Annotated in this window: 15 protein-coding genes and 3 tRNA genes; 8 read left to right on the forward strand and 10 right to left on the reverse strand. The window is 71.6% G+C overall.

The genetic code is table 11. The annotated features are described in order from the left end of the window. Window positions 1-12 precede the first annotated feature (12 nt). Genes ACWEBX_RS22045 through ACWEBX_RS22055 form a run of 3 tightly spaced genes read left to right on the forward strand, consistent with a single transcriptional unit; the run spans window position 13 to window position 1,663 of the window. Window positions 13-393 carry a hypothetical protein gene (locus ACWEBX_RS22045; RefSeq protein WP_451886536.1) on the forward strand — a complete coding sequence of 127 codons (381 nt, stop codon included), beginning with the start codon at window positions 13-15 and terminating at the stop codon, window positions 391-393. A gap of 32 nt (window positions 394-425) precedes the next feature. Continuing rightward, window positions 426-839: a hypothetical protein gene (locus ACWEBX_RS22050; protein WP_451886537.1), complete on the forward strand. Its 414-nt coding sequence runs from the start codon at window positions 426-428 to the stop codon at window positions 837-839. Window positions 840-883: 44 nt separating this feature from the next. Continuing rightward, on the forward strand, window positions 884-1,663 hold the full coding sequence (locus ACWEBX_RS22055; RefSeq protein ID WP_451886538.1) for a D-Ala-D-Ala carboxypeptidase family metallohydrolase: 780 nt from the start codon (window positions 884-886) through the stop codon (window positions 1,661-1,663). Between the two features lie 232 nt (window positions 1,664-1,895). Here the strand turns inward: ACWEBX_RS22055 and ACWEBX_RS22060 are convergent, their stop codons facing one another. The 5 genes from ACWEBX_RS22060 to ACWEBX_RS22080 all read right to left on the reverse strand — a co-directional run bounded on the left by ACWEBX_RS22060 (window position 1,896) and on the right by ACWEBX_RS22080 (window position 4,834). After that, on the reverse strand, window positions 1,896-3,029 hold the full coding sequence (locus ACWEBX_RS22060; RefSeq protein ID WP_451886539.1) for a helix-turn-helix domain-containing protein: 1,134 nt from the start codon (window positions 3,027-3,029) through the stop codon (window positions 1,896-1,898). Between the two features lie 183 nt (window positions 3,030-3,212). Next, window positions 3,213-4,319 (reverse strand): WD40 repeat domain-containing protein, encoded by a 1,107-nt coding sequence (locus ACWEBX_RS22065; RefSeq protein ID WP_451886540.1) that lies wholly within the window; start codon window positions 4,317-4,319, stop codon window positions 3,213-3,215. A 122-nt stretch (window positions 4,320-4,441) separates the two neighbouring features. Beyond that, window positions 4,442-4,518 (reverse strand) — tRNA-Ile (locus ACWEBX_RS22070). Between the two features lie 165 nt (window positions 4,519-4,683). After that, window positions 4,684-4,756 (reverse strand) — tRNA-Asn (locus tag ACWEBX_RS22075). Window positions 4,757-4,761: 5 nt separating this feature from the next. Continuing rightward, window positions 4,762-4,834 (reverse strand) — tRNA-Asn (locus ACWEBX_RS22080). A gap of 144 nt (window positions 4,835-4,978) precedes the next feature. Between ACWEBX_RS22080 and ACWEBX_RS22085 the strand changes: the two genes are divergently transcribed. The 4 genes from ACWEBX_RS22085 to ACWEBX_RS22100 all read left to right on the forward strand — a co-directional run bounded on the left by ACWEBX_RS22085 (window position 4,979) and on the right by ACWEBX_RS22100 (window position 10,811). Then, window positions 4,979-5,284: a YtxH domain-containing protein gene (locus tag ACWEBX_RS22085; RefSeq protein ID WP_451886541.1), complete on the forward strand. Its 306-nt coding sequence runs from the start codon at window positions 4,979-4,981 to the stop codon at window positions 5,282-5,284. Between the two features lie 241 nt (window positions 5,285-5,525). Then, complete coding sequence (locus ACWEBX_RS22090; protein WP_451886542.1) at window positions 5,526-6,980, forward strand: FGGY family carbohydrate kinase; 1,455 nt, start codon at window positions 5,526-5,528, stop codon at window positions 6,978-6,980. A gap of 169 nt (window positions 6,981-7,149) precedes the next feature. Next, window positions 7,150-8,883, forward strand: coding sequence for an ABC transporter ATP-binding protein (locus ACWEBX_RS22095; protein ID WP_451886543.1), 1,734 nt, complete (start codon window positions 7,150-7,152; stop codon window positions 8,881-8,883). Continuing rightward, window positions 8,883-10,811, forward strand: a complete 1,929-nt coding sequence (locus tag ACWEBX_RS22100; RefSeq protein WP_451886544.1) for an ABC transporter ATP-binding protein — start codon at window positions 8,883-8,885, stop codon at window positions 10,809-10,811. Before ACWEBX_RS22095 ends, ACWEBX_RS22100 begins: the two co-directional genes overlap by 1 nt. Window positions 10,812-10,938: 127 nt before the next feature. On the opposite strand, the gene ACWEBX_RS22105 is transcribed toward ACWEBX_RS22100, so the two are convergent. The 5 genes from ACWEBX_RS22105 to ACWEBX_RS22125 form a co-directional block, all read right to left on the reverse strand. Next, on the reverse strand, window positions 10,939-12,243 hold the full coding sequence (locus ACWEBX_RS22105) for an RNA polymerase sigma factor (protein ID WP_451886545.1): 1,305 nt from the start codon (window positions 12,241-12,243) through the stop codon (window positions 10,939-10,941). A 237-nt stretch (window positions 12,244-12,480) separates the two neighbouring features. Then, window positions 12,481-14,385 (reverse strand): DNA primase, encoded by a 1,905-nt coding sequence (gene dnaG, locus ACWEBX_RS22110; protein ID WP_451886546.1) that lies wholly within the window; start codon window positions 14,383-14,385, stop codon window positions 12,481-12,483. 135 nt (window positions 14,386-14,520) lie between these two features. Further along, window positions 14,521-15,786, reverse strand: a complete 1,266-nt coding sequence (locus tag ACWEBX_RS22115; RefSeq protein ID WP_451886547.1) for an NAD(P)/FAD-dependent oxidoreductase — start codon at window positions 15,784-15,786, stop codon at window positions 14,521-14,523. Between the two features lie 93 nt (window positions 15,787-15,879). Continuing rightward, window positions 15,880-17,316 (reverse strand): deoxyguanosinetriphosphate triphosphohydrolase, encoded by a 1,437-nt coding sequence (locus ACWEBX_RS22120; protein ID WP_451886548.1) that lies wholly within the window; start codon window positions 17,314-17,316, stop codon window positions 15,880-15,882. An 82-nt stretch (window positions 17,317-17,398) separates the two neighbouring features. After that, entirely contained in the window at window positions 17,399-18,214 is an 816-nt protein-coding gene (locus ACWEBX_RS22125; RefSeq protein WP_451886550.1) for a sirohydrochlorin chelatase, read from the reverse strand. Window positions 18,215-18,539: 325 nt separating this feature from the next. Between ACWEBX_RS22125 and ACWEBX_RS22130 the strand changes: the two genes are divergently transcribed. Next, entirely contained in the window at window positions 18,540-19,253 is a 714-nt protein-coding gene (locus tag ACWEBX_RS22130) for a SanA/YdcF family protein (RefSeq protein WP_451886549.1), read from the forward strand. The last annotated feature ends 113 nt before the right edge of the window (window positions 19,254-19,366 follow it).

The following is a 19,366-nucleotide window of genomic DNA, read 5'->3' on the forward strand; positions in this document are numbered from 1 at the left end:
AGGAGCGTCCCCATGACCGCCCGGTTCGCCCGCGCGTCCCTCGTCGCCCTGCTCGTCACCCTGGGCTTCACCGTCCCGGCGCCCGCCTCGGCCGCCGCCGCCACGAGCTGTTACGGCGGAGCGGTCACGGTGCACTACGGGGAGGTGCGCGATTTCGGCCCGTACGTGACCACGAGCCGCTGCACGGACATCAACATGCGGATGACCGGCGGCGACGCCGAGTTCGGCTGGGCCTGCGTGCAGTTCGCGAGGGCCGGCGCCTGCAACTACTGGACCAAGATCGGCCGGAGCTGGACGACCATCGCCACCGACGTCCTGAACGGAACCAGGTTCACCGTGCCCAACGGCGTTGATCTGGAAGGCAGTTCCGCCACCTTCCAGATCGCCTTCTGATCTCCCGCCCACTTCACCGAACGGAGACCACCATGATCAAGACCAGGGCGCTCGCCTCGGCTCTCGTCACCGTGGCCGCACTGCTGGGAGCGGGTGCCGCGCCCGCCGCCGCACAGTCCTCGGCCGCGGCGACCAGCTGCTACGGCGGCGCGAAGAACCTGAACTACCGCTACCAGGTGGGACCCAAGGACTTCGGCCCCTTCACCACGTCCTCGCGGTGCGGTGACATCAACATGCGGCTCACCACGGACGACGGCGGGTTCCTGTACGCCTGCGTGGTGTTCGTCGACCACACCGACAAGTGCAACCACGACAACACGTACTCCCTCCACGGCACCCCGTGGGCGACGGTCGCCACCGAGGTCAAGGACGGCACCCGCTTCGTCCTGCGTGTCGGCCCCTATGACACCGACGCGCAGAACGTGAACTTCCAGCTCGCCTACTGACCTCCTTCCGCTCCTTCTCGCACCACCGTCCCGAAAGGACGACGATGACCTTCCTCTTCCGTTCCTCCGGCGGCCGTTCCCTCGGCAGCCGCCCCCTCGACCGCCGCAGCATGCTGCGCGGCACGCTCGCCGTCGGCGCCGGCGTCGCGTTCGGCCAGGTCCTGTTCTCCGGTGTCGCGCAGGCCTACTCGTGGTCGCGCACCATGAAGCAGGGCGACAGCGGCGCCGACGTGCTGGAGCTGCAGATCCGGGTCTCGGGCTGGGCGGCCGACAGCGCGAGCCACACCCGGGTCGGCCTGGACGGCGACTTCGGTCCCGGCACGGCCGCGGCCGTCAAGCGGTTCCAGGCGGCGTACGGTCTCGACAACGACGGGGTCGCCGGTCCCAACACCCAGGCGAAGCTCAACGCTCTGGAGCAGTCGGACGGTTCCACGGCCCACTTCAACTGGAGCGAGTTCGTGGACCAGTCGAGCGGCACCTTCAACGGCGGCAAGCTGAGCGCGGCGGACACGAAGGAGAACGCCCGCCGCTGCATGTACAAGCTGGAAGCGCTGCGCAAGAAGCTGGGCGACAAGCCGATCACCGTCAACTCCGGCTTCCGCAGCATCGCGCACAACGCCGACATCGGCGGGGCCAGCGACAGCATGCACCTGTACGGCACCGCGGCCGACCTCGACGTTCCCGGCGTGGCCACCAAGACCGTCTACCAGAAGGCGGAGACCTGCGGGTTCTCCGGCCTGGAGCGGTACACCGTCGACCACCAGCACGTCGACAGCCGGGCCGACCTCGGCCGCGACTGGTGGTGGGAGAGCGGCACGGTCTGACGCTCCTGGTGATCCGGAGCCGGAGGTCCCGGTGACCCCGAGCCGGGGGTCCCGGTGATCGGGAGCCGGGGGTCCCGGTGATCGGGAGCCGGGGTCCCGGTGATCGGGAGCACGGAGGTCCCGGTGACCCGGAGTTCCGAGGTCCCGGTGATCCGGAACGCGGGGGTCCCGGGTATCGCGGGGCAGTACCCGGGACCTCCGTGCTCCGTCTCTGCGGTGCGGCCTTCCGCCTTCAGCTCTTCGCCGTGTCCTTCACGCCCTTCGAGTCCTTCGAGTCCTTCAGCGCCGCCTCGCAGGAGGGCCAGTCGTGGAAGTCGTGCCGGACGCTCCACAACCGGTGGGCCGCCCGGATGTTCCACTCCGGGTCGAACGCCCGCCGCGGGGTGCCTCCGAGCTCCCGCAGGCGGACGTCGGAGATCTGGAACACGCCCCAGTTGCGGCTGCCGTTGGTGTTGGGCAGCACCCACAGCGGGTCGAGGAAGGAGGCGCAGCGGGCGATGGCCACGGCGGTGCCGGGGTCCTCGGCGAACACCTCGCGGATCCGCTTCGCCACGCGGTCCGGCGACCAGGTGGCCATGCTCACCTTCCGCGCGTAGAGCGCCTTCCTCGTCCCCTCGTCGACCACACTGCTGGCCGGCATACCCGCCAGCACCTGGAACGCGGTGAGCCGGCGCAGAGTCTCGGGCCCGAAGTCGCCGTCGACGGCGAGCCTGCCCTTGGCCCGCACCAGCAGCGTCTGGACCTCACGCACGCACTCGTCGTGCTGGCCCATGCTCACCGACTTGCACGCGGAGGAGTACAACAGCCCCTCCTCGGACGACGGCGGGGCATCGGCGGGCATCCATACGAAGCCGGCCACCAGCCCCGTCACGACCACGACCGCGCCGGCCAGGACCGCGAAACGCGAGGACAGCTTCTCGGGCAGCCGGGGCCGTCGCGGCTGCCCGGCCCCGGCGGGGAGGGGCTCCGGCGGGACGGCGTCGCCCGGTCCGGGGTCCGTCCCGGCCGACACGGCCGGAGCATCCTCCGCCGGCGCCGCTGCCGGTGCCTCCGCCGGTGCCGGTTCCGCCTGGCCCTCGACGGCCGGGTCGGTCGCGGTGGTCACGGCCGGCACGTTCCGGTCGGTGTCCGCCAGCGCCCACAGGCGGTGGAGTTCGCGGAGCTCCTCCGGACTGGCCCCGCACACCTTGCCGAAGGAGTGCACGACCCGGTAGTCGCCCGGGACGCTGAGGCCGGAGCAGTAGCGATGCAGACTGGAGCCGCTCACGCCCGCTTCCTTGCCGAGGCGGTCATAGCCCCGGCCACTGCGGTCCTTCAGCATCCGAAGGCAGGCGGCGAACTTCTCGGTTTGCGAAGGGGCAGCCACGTATCCACCCTTGCTGAAGCCTCTACTGACGGGTAGAAGCTACACCGCGAAAACTGTGCGCGCTCTTTGAGCGCCGGAATGCGATCGTCAACAACCCCTGGAATGGCGCCATTTGAAAGGCCGTCACCAGTCGTCACCGACGGACCGTGCGTGGGCGGCGCTGCCACCGTGGCGGAAAGCGCGTCAACTCGTGTCCCACAAGGTGACCGTCCTGCCGGCGCCGCAGCCGGCCAGCAGCCGTCCGTCCGGGCGGAAGGCCAGAGCCCGCACGGCGCCGCGGTGGCCGACGAGTGCGGCGGTCGCGGTCAGGTGCGCGGGGTCGGTGACGTCCCACAGGGTGACGGTCGCGTTCTCGCCGCCGGAGGCCAGCGACCGCCCGTCGGGGTTGAACGCCACCGCGTACACCTGCGCCGTGTCCCCACCGCGGGCCAGGGGGACGATCCCCGTGCCCGTCCTCACCGGGTGCGCCGGGTCGCCGACATCCCACACCGTGACGGCTCCTTGCCGCCACGACCCGTACGTGCCGGAGACCACGCCCAGATCCCCGCTTCCGGTGACCAGCAACCGGCCGTCCGGGCTGAACCCCACCGCGTGGACGGCGGGCGCCCCGCCCGAGGTCAACGCCTTCGCCCAGTCACGGACCTGCGGCCGGACGACGGCGGTCAGGACCGGACGCGCCGGCTCACCGACGTCCCACAGGACCCCGGTGTTCTTGTCGCCGGAGGCGCCCGTGGCCAAGAGCCGTCCGTCCGGGCTGAGCGCCACCGTTCCGACGGGACCCGACCGCCACAGGCGGCGGTTGTGCGTGACGACGGCGCACCGGACCGGACGCGCCGCGTCGCCGATGTCCCAGAGGACCACGGTCCGGTCGACGCCGCAGGCGAGTGACCGCCCGTCCGGGCCGAACCCCACGGCGTGGACACCGCCTTGCCGCCAGCCGTCACGCGTCAGCGGGCCGGGGCGTGGATGGACGAGAGTCGCCGACCGGGCCGGACGGGCCGGGTCGCCGACGTCCCAGAGGATGACGGTCCAGTCGCCCGCTCCGGACGCCAGCAGCCGCCCGTCCGGGCTGAACGCCACCGCGTTCACCGCCCTGCGATGGCCCGTGAGTTCGGCGACGGGGGCCGGACGGGCCGCGTCGGTGACGTCCCGGAGGATCACGGCCCGGTCGTTGCCCCCGGACGCCAGCAGCCGCCCGTCGGGGCTGAACGCCACCGCGTTGACCGCCCTGCGATGACCGGTGAGGTCCGCGAACGGACCGCGAGGAGGGGGTGGAGACAGTCGTCCCACTGATGCCATGGTGCAGTCTCGCGCGCCCGGGAATCCGGGGGAAGGTGCCGGACGGACTCCGTGGGTCTCCGGCAGCCGTCGACGCCTGCCGTGGGCCTGACGGCCTCTCCTCGCGTAGCCAGTGGTGGGGCGGGTGGGACTCGAACCCACGGCCGACGGATTATGAGTCCGCTGCTCTAACCGGCTGAGCTACCGCCCCGTTACGGCGCGCCGCGCACATTTGTGCGCGCCGTCTGCCGCAGCATAGCCGCTCATACGATCTCCTGCTCCGGCTGGTCGGCTTCGCGCGACCATGACGCCTTCGGCATGCCCTGGGCGGTCCCTGCGGACATGAAAAAGGACCCCGAAGGGCCCTCTTTCGTTGCTCTCCCGACTGGACTCGAACCAGTAACCTGCCGGTTAACAGCCGGCTGCTCTGCCAATTGAGCTACAGGAGATCGAGCTCCCCCGACTGGACTCGAACCAGTAACCTGCCGGTTAACAGCCGGCTGCTCTGCCAATTGAGCTACAGGGGATTGATCTTTGCATCGAACGCACCCACCTGGGTATTCGCCAGGGGGCGTGCGCTTGCTGCGACACATACATTAGCGCAAGCAGGGGGGTGCTCCGCCAATCGGTTCCCTCCACACCGATGCCGACGCAAGGGAAGGGTGGCCGTCATGCGCTACCGGCTCACGTTCGTCGCCGGACTGGCCCTGGGTTACGTGCTCGGCACGCGGGCCGGACGCGAGCGCTACGAACAGCTGAAGAAGTCCATGCGCCAGGTCGCGCAGAACCCCGCGGTGCGCAACACCGCCGAGACCGCGGCCCAGCAGAGCCGCGAGATCGCGGGCAAGGCGCTGCACACCGTGAGCGAGAAGGTCGGCGACCGCGTCCCCGACTCGGTCACGGACCGGGTGCGTTCCCTGCGCGAGCGGAACGGGGCCGGCGCCGTCGAGGACGACTGGGGCACCAGCAACACCTAGGTGACCGGGTGCGCGCCGGTCCCGATGACCCGGTCCGGCGCCGCCCGCTCCCCCGTACGGCGGGTTCCGCGCGCAGGCCCGGCACCCGTACGGCGGGTCCCGCGCACCGGCCCGGCACCACCCGCTCCCCCGGTACGGCGGTGCCCCGCGTGGCCGCCCGGCACCGCCGACTCCCCGTACGGCGGAGTCCTGTGTACCGGCCCGGCGCCACGGGCTCGCGCCGTACGGCAGAATTTCCGCCATGGGGATAGTCGCCGGGCTGGACAGTGCGCCCGATTTCACTCGCATCGTCGTCTGCGACACGGACACGGGTGCCGTGCTCAGGCAGGGGTATGCGCCACATCCGGTCGACGGCGGCGAAGGTGGCGGCCGTCCTTCCGACGTGGATCCGCAGGCCTGGCTGCTGTCCCTGGGCGAGGCGGCGGGCGGCGGGCTCCTCGAAGGCGTCCAGGCCATCGGCGTGTCCGCCCAGCAGAACGGGCTGGTCCCGCTCGACCCGCAGGGCAACACCGTGCGCCCCGCGATGGTCGGCGGCGACAAGCGGGCCCAGGTCGCCGCGGCCGATCTGATCGACGCGCTCGGCGGGCGCGAGGCCTGGGCGCAGGCGGTGGGCAGCGTCCCGCAGGCCGCGCAGCCGGTCACCAAGCTGCGCTGGCTGAGCAAGACCGAGCCGGAGGCCGCGCGGCGCACCAGCATGCTGCTGCAGGCCCACGACTGGCTGGTGTGGCAGCTCCTCGGACGCCCCGTACGCAGGACCACGGACCGCGGCGGGGCCTCGGCGACCGGGTACTGGTCGGCGGCGACCGGCGCGTACCGGCAGGATCTCGTCGAACTGGCGCTCGGCCACCAGGCCGGGCTGCCGGACGTGCTCGGCCCCTACGAGGCGGCGGGGACCACGCCCGAGGGGCTCCTGATATCCGCCGGGACCGGCGAGACCATGGCGGCGGCGTTCGGGCTCGGCATCGGGCTCGGCGACGCGGTGGTGTCGCTGGGCGCCTCCGGCTCCGTGATGGCCGTCCACACCGAGGCGCTGGCGGATTCCACCGGCATGATCACCTCTCTGGCCGACGCGACCGGCATGCACCTTCCGGTCGTGACCACGCTCAACGCCGTACGGGCTCTGCGCGGGACGGCGGAGCTGCTCGGCGTGTCCGACCTGGAGGGACTGTCCGAGCTGGCGATGAAGTCGACGCCGGGCTCGCACGGGCTCGTCCTGCTGCCGTACCTGGAGGGCGAACGGACCCCGAACCTGCCGCACACGGCGGGGACGCTGGCCGGCCTGCGCCGGGAGTCGATGAAGCCCGAGCACCTGGCGCGGGCGGCCTTCGAGGGCATGCTCTGCGGGCTCGCGGACGCACTGGACGTGCTGCGCGGCCGGGGTGTCGACGTGCGCCGGATCTTCCTGCTCGGCCAGGCCGCCGAGCTGCCCGCCGTCCAGGCCGTGGCGCCCGCGCTGTTCGGCGCGCAGGTCGTCGTACCGCAGCCCGCGGACTACGCGGCGCTCGGCGCGGCCCGTCAGGCGGCCTGGGCCCTCGGCGTCTCCCGGGGCACGCTCGACCCGCGGACCCCGCCGATGTGGCAGGGCCCGGTCGCCCAGGTGCTGGAGCCCGGCGACGAACTCGCCGTGGGGCAGGCCGTACGGCAGCAGTACGTATCCGTACGCGAACAGACGCACCCCGGGGCATTCCGGGCGTAACGCCTTGACGGACGTACGTCCGAAGACGGAGGCGGAGTCCATTTTTGGACCGCACTTGGGTTAATCGGTTGAGGTAACGCGGGGGGAGTGTCCGACGATAGGGGGTGGTGCGTGCATCATGCACAACCCGCCGGTCACCCCCGCCGTCCACGATTCCGAGAGACCCCGCGTGCTCATACGACTCCTGCGGACCCACCTCAGTCCGTACAAGAAACCCATCGCCCTGCTGGTGCTGCTGCAGTTCCTGCAGACCTGCGCCACGCTCTACCTGCCCACACTCAACGCGCACATCATCGACAACGGTGTCGTGAAGGGTGACACGGGTTACATCCTGTCCTTCGGCGCCCTGATGATCGGCATCTCGCTGACCCAGGTCGTCTGCAACATGGGGGCCGTCTACTACGGCGCCCGTACGGCGTCCGCGGTGGGCCGGGACATCCGCGCCGCCGTCTTCGACCGCGTCCAGTCCTTCTCGGCGCGTGAGATCGGCCATTTCGGAGCGCCGTCGCTGATCACCCGCACGACCAATGACGTCCAGCAGGTGCAGATGCTCGCGCTGATGACGTTCACCCTGCTGGTGTCGGCGCCGATCATGTGTGTGGGCGGGATCATCCTGGCCCTCGGCCTGGACGTGCCGCTGTCCGCGGTGCTCATCGCCGTGGTGCCGACCCTCGGCATCTGCGTGACGCTCATCGTGCGCCGACTGCGCCCGCTGTTCCGCACCATGCAGGTCCGCCTGGACACCGTGAACCGGGTGCTGCGCGAACAGATCACCGGCAACCGCGTGATCCGCGCGTTCGTGCGCGACGGCTACGAGAAGGACCGCTTCAAGGGCGCCAACACCGAGCTCACGGAGACGTCGCTGGCCACCGGCCGGATGCTGGCCCTGATGTTCCCGATCGTCATGACGGTGGTGAACCTGTCGTCCATCGCGGTGGTCTGGTTCGGCGCCCACCGCATCGACAGCGGCGGCATGCAGATCGGCGATCTGACCGCGTTCCTCGCCTACCTGATGCAGATCGTGATGTCCGTGATGATGGCCACCTTCATGTTCATGATGGTGCCGCGCGCGGAGGTCTGCGCCGAGCGCATCCAGGAGGTCCTCGGCACCGAGAGCAGTGTGGTCCCGCCCGTCGCGCCGGTCCTGGAACTGCGCCGGCACGGCCACCTGGAGATCCGCGAGGCCGGATTCCGCTACCCGGGCGCCGAGGAGCCGGTTCTGAAGGCCGTCACCCTGGTCGCCCGCCCCGGTGAGGTCACCGCGGTCATCGGTTCGACCGGCAGCGGCAAGTCGACGCTGCTCGGCATGATCCCCCGCCTGTTCGACGCCACCGACGGCCAGGTGCTCGTCGACGGCGTGGACGTCGCGACCATCGACCCGAAGCTGCTGGCCAGGACGGTCGGGCTGGTCCCGCAGAAGCCCTACCTGTTCGCGGGGACGGTCGCCTCGAACCTGCGGTACGGCAACCCGGAGGCGACCGACGAGGAGCTGTGGCACGCGCTGGAGGTGGCGCAGGCCAAGGGCTTCGTGGAGCAGCTCGAGAACGGTCTCGACTCGCCGATCGCGCAGGGCGGGACGAACGTGTCCGGCGGCCAGCGCCAGCGCCTGGCCATCGCCCGCACCCTCGTACAGCGCCCCGAGATCTACCTGTTCGACGACTCCTTCTCGGCCCTCGACTACGCGACCGACGCGGCGCTGCGCGCGGCGCTCACCGAGGAGACCGCGGAGGCGACCGTGGTGATCGTCGCCCAGCGGGTGTCGACCATCAGGGAGGCCGACCGGATCGTGGTCCTCGACGAGGGCCGCGTCGTCGGCACCGGACGGCATCACGAACTGATGGCGGACAACGAGACCTACCGGGAGATCGTGCTCTCCCAGCTCACGGAAGCGGAGGCCGCCTGATGGCAGGGCCCATGGGACGCATGATGGCCGGGGGCGGCCCCGACCAGCGCTCGATGGAATTCAAGGCGTCGGGCCGCCGGCTCCTCACCCACTTCAAGCCCGAGCGCGCCACGCTGTACGTGATGCTGGTCGCCGTCGTGCTCAGCGTGGGCCTCTCGGTGGTCGGCCCGAAGATCCTCGGCAAGGCCACCGACCTGGTCTTCGCGGGGATCGTCGGCCGCCAGATGCCCGCCGGGGCCACCAAGGAGCAGGCCCTCGACTCGCTGCGCGCGAACGGCAAGGGCGGCGTCGCCGACATGCTCTCGGGGACGGACTTCACCCCCGGCCAGGGCATCGACTTCACCGCCGTCGGTCACGTCCTGCTGCTCGCGCTCGGTACGTTCCTGCTGGCCGGCCTGCTGATGGCGGTGGCGACGCGGCTGGTGAACCGGGCCGTGAACAAGACCGTCTACCGCATGCGCGAGGACCTGCAGGCGAAGCTGTCGCGGCTGCCGCTGTCGTACTTCGACAAGCGCCAGCGCGGTGAGGTGCTCAGCCGCGCGACGAACGACATGGACAACATCCAGCAGACGCTCCAGCAGTCGATGGGCCAGCTCGTCAACTCGCTGCTGACCATCGTGGGTGTGCTCGCGATGATGTTCTGGGTGTCGCCGCTGCTCGCGCTCGTCGCGCTGGTCACGGTGCCGCTGTCGTTCGTCGTGGCCACCCGGATCGGCAAGCGCTCGCAGCCGCACTTCGTGCAGCAGTGGCGCACCACCGGCAAGCTCAACGCCCACATCGAGGAGATGTACACCGGCCACACCCTGGTGAAGGTGTTCGGGCGGGCGGACGAGTCGGCGGCGCAGTTCGCCGAGCAGAACGAGAAGCTGTACGAGGCCGGTTTCCGGGCGCAGTTCAACAGCGGCGTCATGCAGCCGCTGATGATGTTCGTGTCGAACCTGAACTACGTGCTGGTGGCGGTGGTCGGCGGGCTGCGGGTGGCCTCGGGCTCGCTGTCCATCGGTGACGTGCAGGCCTTCATCCAGTACTCCCGCCAGTTCTCCATGCCGCTGACGCAGGTCGCCTCGATGGCGAACCTGGTGCAGTCGGGTGTCGCGTCGGCGGAGCGGGTCTTCGAGGTCCTGGACGCGGACGAGCAGGAGGCGGACCCGAAGCTGTCGGCCCGTCCCGAGGAGCTGCGCGGCCGGGTGGCGCTGGAGAACGTCTCCTTCCGCTACGACCCGGAGAAGCCGCTCATCGAGGATCTCTCGCTGAAGGTGGAGCCGGGCCACACGGTGGCCATCGTCGGCCCGACCGGCGCCGGCAAGACGACCCTGGTGAACCTGCTCATGCGGTTCTACGACGTCACCGGCGGCCGGATCACCCTCGACGGGGTCGACGTGACGTCCATGTCCCGTGACGAGCTGCGCTCGGGGATCGGCATGGTGCTCCAGGACACCTGGCTGTTCGGTGGCTCGATCGCCGACAACATCGCGTACGGGGCCTCGCGGGACGTCACACGCGGGGAGATCGAGGAGGCGGCGCGCGCCGCGCACGCCGACCGGTTCATCCGCACCCTGCCCGACGGCTACGACACGGTGATCGACGACGAGGGGACGGGGGTCAGCGCGGGCGAGAAGCAGCTCGTCACGATCGCCCGGGCCTTCCTGTCGGACCCGGTGATCCTGGTGCTCGACGAGGCGACCAGCTCCGTGGACACCCGGACCGAGGTGCTGATCCAGAAGGCGATGGCGAAGCTGGCGCACGGGCGGACGTCGTTCGTGATCGCCCACCGTCTGTCGACCATCCGGGACGCGGACACCATCCTCGTGATGGAGAACGGGGCCATCGTGGAACAGGGCGCCCACGCGGACCTGCTGGAGTCCGGCGGCGCCTACGCACGCCTCTACCAGGCCCAGTTCGCCCAGGCGGTCGCAGAGGTCGACTAGAGCCGGCCTCCCTCGGCCCCCGCTGAGAATCGCCCGAGAATTCAGCCCCTCCGGCGATTGAGGAGCGGGGGTCCGGGGGCAGCGCCCCCGTCTGCGGGACGGGAATGCCGTCGAGCGGCCGACGCCGTCAGTCCAGATAACCCCGCAACTGGTCCGCGAAGGCATGGTCCCGCAGCTTGTTCAGGGTCTTGGACTCGATCTGCCGGATGCGCTCACGCGTGACACCGAAGATGCGCCCGATCTCCTCCAGGGTCCGCGGACGCCCGTCCGCGAGCCCGTACCGAAGCTGGACCACCTTCCGCTCCCGCTCCCCGAGCGTGGACAGCACCGCCTCCAGATGCTGCCGGAGCAGCAGGAACGCGGCGGACTCCACCGGAGACGTCGCGTCGCCGTCCTCGATGAGGTCACCGAGGGCCACGTCGTCCTCCTCGCCCACGGGGGCGTGCAGCGACACCGGCTCCTGGGCCAGCCGCAGGACCTCGCTCACCCGCTCGCCGGACAGGTCGAGCTGCGCCGCGACCTCTTCGGGTGTGGGCTCGTAGCCGCGCTCCTGGAGCATCCGCCGCTGCACGCGGACCACCCGGTTGATCAGCTCGACCACGTGCACGGGGACGCGGATGGTGCGCGCCTGGTCGGCGAGCGCGCGCGACATGGCCTGCCGGATCCACCAGGTGGCGTACGTGGAGAACTTGTAGCCGCGGGCGTAGTCGAACTTCTCGACGGCCCTGATCAGGCCGAGGTTGCCCTCCTGGACCAGGTCGAGCATGGTCAGACCGCGGCCCACGTACCGCTTGGCCACGGAGACGACGAGCCGCAGGTTCGCCTCGATGAGCCGGCGCTTCGCCATCCGGCCCATGACGACGATCTTGTCCAGGTCCATGGCGAGCTGGCTGTCCAGGTCGGGCGTGAGCCGGAGCTTCTCCTCGGCGAACAGCCCGGCCTCGACCCGGCGGGCGAGTTCGACCTCCTCGGCCGCCGTGAGCAGCGGGATCCGCCCGATCTCGCGCAGATACTGGCGGAACAGGTCGGACGAGGGGCCGCCGGTGTCGGCGGCGCGGCTCCGGGCCGGCTCCACCGGTTCGGGGGCCTCGGTCTCCACCTCCACCTCGACCTCCGCCCCGGGAGCCTCTTCGATGGCTTCGGGAGGGCTCTCCGGCCCGCCCTCGGGGTGGTGCGCGGCACGCCGCTGCGCGGGGACCGCCCCGACGACGCCGGGATCCGCGTCCGTGTCGGTGGTGTTGTCGGTCTGGGCGAGGGTCTGGGTCTGCACGGGGGCGACCTCCAGGAATGTCGCTGCTGAGTCGTGCGGCAGCGGTGTGTCGGGGATGGGGTCGACGGTCTCGCCGCTGTCCATCCCACAGTCGTTTGGCGGAACCGCGGGGATGGGGAACCCGTCGCGTGCGGGTCGGCCGCGCTCCGAGGACTCAGGCACCGGAACCCAGTGTGGAGTACGACACATCGCCGCCACGAGGGGCGTGCGGTGACTTTTTGCGTCCGGTCCGTGACCGCCTGGTTACTGCTCTGGACGAGTGCGCAGCTCAGCGGAGACGAAACCTGCGGATCCAGCCGCGGGATTGGCATGTGCCGGGCCGCTTCGACCGCCCGTCGCGCCCCGGCGGCTTCGCGGGGCCCCTCCCGGAACATCCACCGGAGGGGCCGTCGCCGCGCCTCAGAGGGCTTCGGCGCCCCGCTCGCGCAGTGCCTGGCCGTACTGCTGGAGCACCCACAGCTCGTTCTGCACGGCGGCGAGTTGAGCCGGGTCGCCGCCCGCGCTGAGGCGGGACAGGGAGCCCTGGACGTCCCGGATGCGGCGGTCGACGGCGCGGCGGCGGACCATGACGAGCTGGTCGCCCGCGTACGTCTCGTCGACGGTCTTGCGCAGGATCGCCTCGACGGCCAGCTCGGTGACCATCGCGCGCACGGCGTCGTCCGGGGCGGCGTCGCGGACCCGGATCAGGAACTCCTGGGGGTCCTGGACGCCGAACTCGGCGCCGCCCGCGTCCATCACGGCCTGGCGCACGGCGGCGTAGGGCGGGGCGGTGAACTCGTCCATGCCGTAGGCGTCGAACGCCGGGGCGACCAACTCGGGCCGCTGAAGGGCGAGTTTGAGCAGTTCGCGCTCGGTGGCGAAGACGGGGTTGCGCAGGGTGAGGGCGGGTCCGCCGGTGGGTCCCTGGGTGGCGGCGGCATAGGTCTGCTGCGGGCGGCCGGTGGCGGGCGCGGGGCCCATGCCGCCGCGGTCGCGGGCCCAACGGGCGAGCTGGGCGACCCTCTTGACGACGAACTGGGTGTCGAGGATGCCGAGCATGCCGGCGAGCTGCACGGCGACCTCGTGCTGGGCACCGCTGTTCTTGATGCGGGCGACGACCGGGGCGGCCTCGTCGAGCGCGGCCGCGCGTCCCGCCGGGGTCTCCAGGTCGTAGCGCAGGACGATCTGGCGCAGCGCGAACTCGAAGAGCGGGGTGCGGGGTTCGACCAGGTCGGCGACGGCCTGGTCCCCCTTGGCCAGACGCAGTTCGCAGGGGTCCATGCCGTCCGGCGCGATGGCGATGTAGGTCTCGGCGGCGAACTTCTGGTCGTCCTCGAAGGCGCGCAGGGCGGCCTTCTGGCCGGCCGCGTCGCCGTCGAAGGTGAAGATCACCCGGGCCGAGCCGTTGTCCATCAGCAGCCGGCGGAGGATCTTGATGTGGTCACCGCCGAACGCCGTGCCGCAGGTCGCGATGGCCGTGGTGATCCCGGCCAGGTGGCAGGCCATGACGTCGGTGTAGCCCTCGACGACGACCGCGCGGCTGCTCTTGGCGATGTCCTTCTTGGCGAGGTCGATGCCGTACAGGACCTGGGACTTCCTGTAGATCGCGGTGTCGGGCGTGTTCAGGTACTTCGGGCCGTTGTCGGACTCGTACAGCTTGCGGGCGCCGAAGCCGACGACCTCGCCGCCGATGTCGCGGATGGGCCACATGAGGCGGCCGCGGAAGCGGTCGATGGGACCGCGGCGGCCCTCCTGGGAGAGGCCGGAGAGGACCAGCTCCTTGTCGGTGAAGCCCTTGCCGCGCAGATGGCGGGTGAGGTGGTCCCAGCCCTGGGGGCTGTAGCCGACACCGAAGTGGGCGGCGGCGGCCTGGTCGAAGCCGCGCTCGGCGAGGAAGGTGCGGCCGGTGTCGGCCTCGGGGCTGGTGCCGAGCTGCTCGATGTAGAACTGCGCGGCCGCCTTGTGCGCCTCGACCAGACGGATGCGCTCGCCGCGCTGGTGGGCGGGGTTGTACCCGCCCTCCTCGTAGCGCAGGGTGATGCCGGCCTGGGCCGCGAGGCGCTCGACCGACTCGGAGAAGGTGAGGTGGTCGACCTTCATCACGAACGTGATGGTGTCGCCGCCCTCCTGGCAGCCGAAGCAGTGGAAGAGGCCCTTGCTGGGGCTGACCTGGAAGGAGGGTGACTTCTCGTCGTGGAAGGGGCAGAGGCCCTTGAGGTTTCCGCCGCCCGCGTTGCGGAGCTGGAGATACTCGGACACCACGGCGTCGATCGGGACCGCGTCCCGAACCGCCTTCACGTCCTCGTCATTGATCCTGCCTGCCACGAGGTGATTCTACGGGGCCGCACCGACACTCCCGGGGCAGGTGGACCCCCACCGCCCCGGGTCCGGGGGCACACCCCGGAAATCCCGGCACGGCGGACGGTGCGGGAGCCGGCCCGAGCCGCTCCCGCGAGACGGTCAGGGGGCCAGGCTCTCCAGCGGGACGTGCGGGTCGGCGAGCGCTTCGGTGTCCACCTGGGCCCGGGAGCGGATCAGCCGCTGGATCGGGTCCGTGACATCCCACACGTTCACGTTCATCCCGGCCAGCAGTCTGCCGTCCTTCACCCAGAAGGCGATGAACTCCCGCTTGGCGGCGTCGCCGCGGATCACCACCTGGTCGTACGTCCCCGGGGGCGCCCAGCCCGAGTACTCCAGGCCCAGGTCGTACTGGTCGGAGAAGAAGTAGGGCACCCGGTCGTACGCCGCCCCGCGGCCCAGCATCGAGCGGGCGGCGGCCGGTCCGCCGTTGAGGGCGTTGGCCCAGTGCTCGACGCGCAGCCGGGTGTCGAAGAGGCCGTGGTGGAAGGAGGCGACGTCACCGGCGGCGTACACATCGGGGTCGGAGGTGCGGAGCTGCTCGTCGACCGCGATGCCGCCGCCGTCCGCGCGGTCGGCCATCGTGAGGCCGGCGGCCTCGGCGAGGCCGGTGCGCGGGGCGGCGCCGATGGCCGCGAGGACGTCGTGGGCGGGGTGCTCCTCGCCGTCGTCGGTGCGGGCGGCCAGCACCATGCCGTCCTGGCCGACGATCTCGGTGAGCCGGCCGCCGAAGTGGAAGCGCACCCCGTGCTCGCGGTGCAGTTCGGCGAAGATCTCGCCCAGCTCGGGGCCGAGCACGTTGTGCAGCGGGGTCGGCGCGGGTTCGACGACGGTGACCTCCGCGCCGTACTCGCGGGCCGCGGCGGCGACCTCCAGGCCGATCCAGCCGGCTCCGGCGATGACGAGGTGGCCGTTGTCCCGGCCCAGCGCGGTGAGGACGCCCTTGAGGCGCTCGGCGTGGGCGAGGCGGCGCAGGTGGTGCACGCCGGCGAGTCCGGTGCCCGGGATGTCGAGGCGGCGCGGCTCGGCGCCGGTCACGATGAGCAGTTTGTCGTAGTGGACGAGGGTGCCGTCGTCACCGAAGCGGACGGTCTTGGCCGCGCGGTCGATCTTGTCCACGGTCTGGCCGAGGTGCAGCTCGATGTCGTTCTGCGCGTACCACGCGGGTTCGTGCACGAAGACGCTGTCGCGCCCCTCCTTGCCGAGGAGGTAGCCCTTGGACAGCGGCGGCCGTTCGTAGGGGTGGTCGCGTTCGTCGCAGATCAGTATCACGCGGCCGGTGAAGCCCTCCGCTCGGAGCGTCTCGGCCGCCTTGGCGCCTGCCAGGCCTCCTCCGACGATGACGAATGTCTGATCCGCGTCGACCACTTGATGCCTCCTCGTAAGGATGTCGCCATATGCGAGCCTCCCGCACGGAGCGTTATGCGGGAAGGGGTAGTGGCCCGATCAGGCCACGCAGGGTCACACTTCTCCGCCTCCATGGGAACGCGTGGTGAGTCTGAGGTGCAGGGAACGCGCCGAGGCGTCGGTGAGAGATGCGATCTGGTCCACGATCACGCGCTTGCGGGCCCGGTCGTCGGCCGCCTGGTCGAACAGCGCCCGGAACTGCGGATCCAGGACCTCGGGGGCGCGGGCGGTGAGCGCCTCGGCCAGTTCGGCGACGACGATCCGCTGGTCGGCGCGGAGCCGCTCCTGTTCGGCGCGCTGCATCACGTACCGGTCGGCGACCGCCTTGAGGACGGCGCACTCCAGCCTGGCGGCGCGCGGCACGACCAGTTCCGCCGCGTAGCGGGTGAGGCGTCCGCTGCCGTACCGCGCGCGGGTGGCACCCTCGGCGGCCAGGCAGAAACGGCCGATGAGCTGGCTGGTGGCGTCCTTCAGGCGGGCCTGTGCGACGGCCGATCCGTCGTACCCGTGCGGCCACCACTCCTGGCCGAGGAGCCGGTCGAGGGCCTCGGCCAGCTCGGCCGGATCGGTGTCCTCGGGCGTGTACCGCCCGACGGCCACGGCGAAGATCTCCCGGCGTTCCGGTCCGGCGTGCAGGCTGGCGGGGTCGATGTGGCCCGCGTGCAGGCCGTCCTCGATGTCGTGCACCGAGTACGCCACGTCGTCGGCCCAGTCCATCACCTGGGCCTCGAAGCAGGTGCGCGTGCCGGGGGCGCCCTGGCGGATCCAGTCGAACACCGGCCGGTCGTCCTCGTAGACCCCGAATTTCGGCGACTTCGGATCGGTGGGACGGGCGCCTCTCGGCCACGGGTACTTGGTGGCGGCGTCGAGGGCGGCGCGGGTGAGGTTGAGGCCGACGCTGACGAGGTCGTCGCCCGCGGCGGCGGAGGCCGGGGTCACCATGTCGCTGCGCACGAAGCGCTTCGGCTCGATCCGGGTGAGCAGGCGCAGCGACTGGGCGTTGCCCTCGAATCCGCCGCAGTCCTCGGCGAATTCGTTGAGCGCCTGCTCGCCGTTGTGCCCGAAGGGCGGATGGCCCAGGTCGTGCGAGAGGCAGGCCGCCTCGACCAGGTCCGGGTCGCAGCCGAGGGCGGCGCCCAGTTCGCGGCCCACCTGGGCGCACTCCAGGGAGTGGGTCAGCCGGGTGCGCGGACTGGCGTCCCACACCTGGATGGGCGCGCCGCCGGACCCGGCCGCGCCGAGCACCTGGGGAAGGGTGCCGGGGGTGACGACCTGTGTCTTGCCCGCGAGGCGGCGCAGGGCCGCGGAGTGCAGCACGCGTGCGCGGTCGCGCTGGAAGGCGGTGCGGCCCGGCCGTTTGTCGGGCTCGGCGGCCCAGCGCTCGACGGCGGACAGGTTGTACGCGTCATGGGCCGTGTGGTTCTCGTGTGCCGTGTGGTTCTCGTGTGCCTGCGGTGCGGTGTCTTCGGTCCTCGGTGCCATGCCTTCCATGCCCCGACAGTAGACGCAGGCGGTGACAATCGGGGCGGGGCGCCGTCCGGCACGGTGCCGGGCGGGGGGAGACGTGCCGGGTTCAGGCCGGGATCAGGGTGCGCTCCGGGGCGGACTCGGGGGCGGCCACGGCCTGGTCGTAGCGGTGCAGGACGAGGCGGGCCATCGCCGGGTGGTCGCCCAGCGGTTCGGCGCAGATCCAGGGGGCCTCCTCGGCGACCTGCGTGGCGAAGCGGCCGGGGGCGGTGAAGTACGAGGCGACGGCGATCCGGTGGCGGCCCCGGGCGGCCAGCGAGCGCACGGCGGCGGTGACGGTGGGCGCGGCGGCGGAGGCGTACGCCGGGACGACCGGGACGCCGAGGCGTTCGGCGAGCATCTGGGCGGTGCGGCGGGTGTCGGCGGCCGAGTCCGGGGCACGGGACCCGGCGGAGGCGAGGACGACCGCGCTCGCGCGGCGGGCCGTGTCGCTCATCCGGGTGCGCCATCCGGCCTCGACGAGGCGGGCGTAGAGGGTTTCCACGAGCAGCGGGTGGGGGCCGAGCGGGCCGGCGACACGGGCGTGCAGGCCGGGGACGGCGGCGGCGGTCTCGGGGATGTCGCGCCGGACGTGGTAGCCGCGGCCGAGCAGCAGCGGCACGAGGACCGTGTCCTGCCGGCCGGCGAGGGCGGCGAGCGTGTCGGCGAGGAGGGGCTCGTTCAGCTCGATGTGGCCGAGGTGCACGTCCAGGTGCGGGCGCAGCTCGCCGACGCGTTCGATCAGGGTCCGTACGGTGGCGAGCGCGCGCGGGTCGCGGCTGCCGTGGGCGACCAGGACGAGGGCGGGCGGTGCCGGACGGCGGGTGCCGTCGGGCGCGACGAGGGCGAGCCGGCTGCCGAGCTGGCCGGCGATCCGGTTCATGAGCTGCGCCGCACTGCCGAGACCTTCGACAGGGCCTTCGACGTGGGCACGGTGGACCGGCGGGCCGCCGAAGCGGTGGGGGAACGCGTCGCGAGCGGGGTTCGAGGCCGTCATACGTCGATCCTGGCGGCGGCAGGTTGCCGGGCCGTTGCGTGGGCGTGTCGGGTGTTTTCCAGTGGTTCACGGATCGGCGGGGGCACGGTGTGAGGGACTCTCACCTGCGGCTCTCTCCCGCCGGACGGCCGGGGGGTCGGCGCGTCCGGGTGAACCGGACGGCCTTACGATGCGTCTTCGTCCGTGTGACGATCTCTGGGGGACATCGACCATGCCGCGCCTGAAGCGTCCGAACCCGCGCAGACCGCGACTGCTCCGTCTGCCGCCGCTGCCGCGCACGCGCCGCGCCCGACGGCGGGCCGTACAGACCCTGATGGTCCTGTGCGTGCTGGCGCTGCTCCCGGCGACCTGGCTGCACGTGTCGACGGGCGACCGGCTGCGGACGACGGCGGACGCCCCGCGCACCGAGGTCGCGATCGTCTTCGGCGCGGGGCTGTGGGACGGCGAGCCGTCCCCGTATCTCGCCCACCGCCTGGACGCCGCGGCGAAGCTGTACCGGGCCGGCCGGATCGAGGTGGTCCTGGTCACCGGCGACAACAGCCGCGAGGACTACGACGAGCCGGACGCGATGCGTGCCTACCTCACCGCGCACGGGGTGCCCGCCCGGCGGATCGTCAGCGACTACGCCGGCTTCGACACCTGGGACTCCTGCGTCCGCGCCCGGAAGATCTTCGGTGTCCACGAGGCCGTCCTGATCAGCCAGGACTTCCACATCCGCCGCGCTCTGGCCCTGTGCCGGACGGCGGGCGTGCGCTCGTACGGCATCGGCGTGGCCGCCAAGCACGACGTCACCTGGTACTACGGCAACACCCGGGAGATCTTCGCGGCGGGCAAGGCCGCGCTGGACGCGGTGTTCGAGCCGGATCCGCATTTCCTCGGCCCGAAGGAGCACGGGGTGACCCGGGCCCTGGCCGCGGCCCGCTAGGGCCTGTCTGACAATTCGCGTCGTCGCCCGAAGGGCGGCCCGGCGGCGTCAGGTGCGTGCTCTCGGCGTGCCGGCCCCAGACCCGCGTACTGGACGTACTCGGGTCTGGGGCC

The organism is Streptomyces sp. NPDC005070 (assembly GCF_053600395.1).

Coding starts and splice junctions, on each gene's coding strand:
- ACWEBX_RS22120 (WP_451886548.1), bottom strand. CDS start 17,316: ATGGAAGGCATGGCACCGAGGACCGAAGACACCGCACCGCAGGCACAC.
- ACWEBX_RS22125 (WP_451886550.1), bottom strand. CDS start 18,214: ATGAACCGGATCGCCGGCCAGCTCGGCAGCCGGCTCGCCCTCGTCGCG.
- ACWEBX_RS22055 (WP_451886538.1), top strand. CDS start 884: ATGACCTTCCTCTTCCGTTCCTCCGGCGGCCGTTCCCTCGGCAGCCGC.
- ACWEBX_RS22130 (WP_451886549.1), top strand. CDS start 18,540: ATGCCGCGCCTGAAGCGTCCGAACCCGCGCAGACCGCGACTGCTCCGT.
- ACWEBX_RS22085 (WP_451886541.1), top strand. CDS start 4,979: ATGCGCTACCGGCTCACGTTCGTCGCCGGACTGGCCCTGGGTTACGTG.
- ACWEBX_RS22090 (WP_451886542.1), top strand. CDS start 5,526: ATGGGGATAGTCGCCGGGCTGGACAGTGCGCCCGATTTCACTCGCATC.
- ACWEBX_RS22100 (WP_451886544.1), top strand. CDS start 8,883: ATGGCAGGGCCCATGGGACGCATGATGGCCGGGGGCGGCCCCGACCAG.
- ACWEBX_RS22050 (WP_451886537.1), top strand. CDS start 426: ATGATCAAGACCAGGGCGCTCGCCTCGGCTCTCGTCACCGTGGCCGCA.
- ACWEBX_RS22045 (WP_451886536.1), top strand. CDS start 13: ATGACCGCCCGGTTCGCCCGCGCGTCCCTCGTCGCCCTGCTCGTCACC.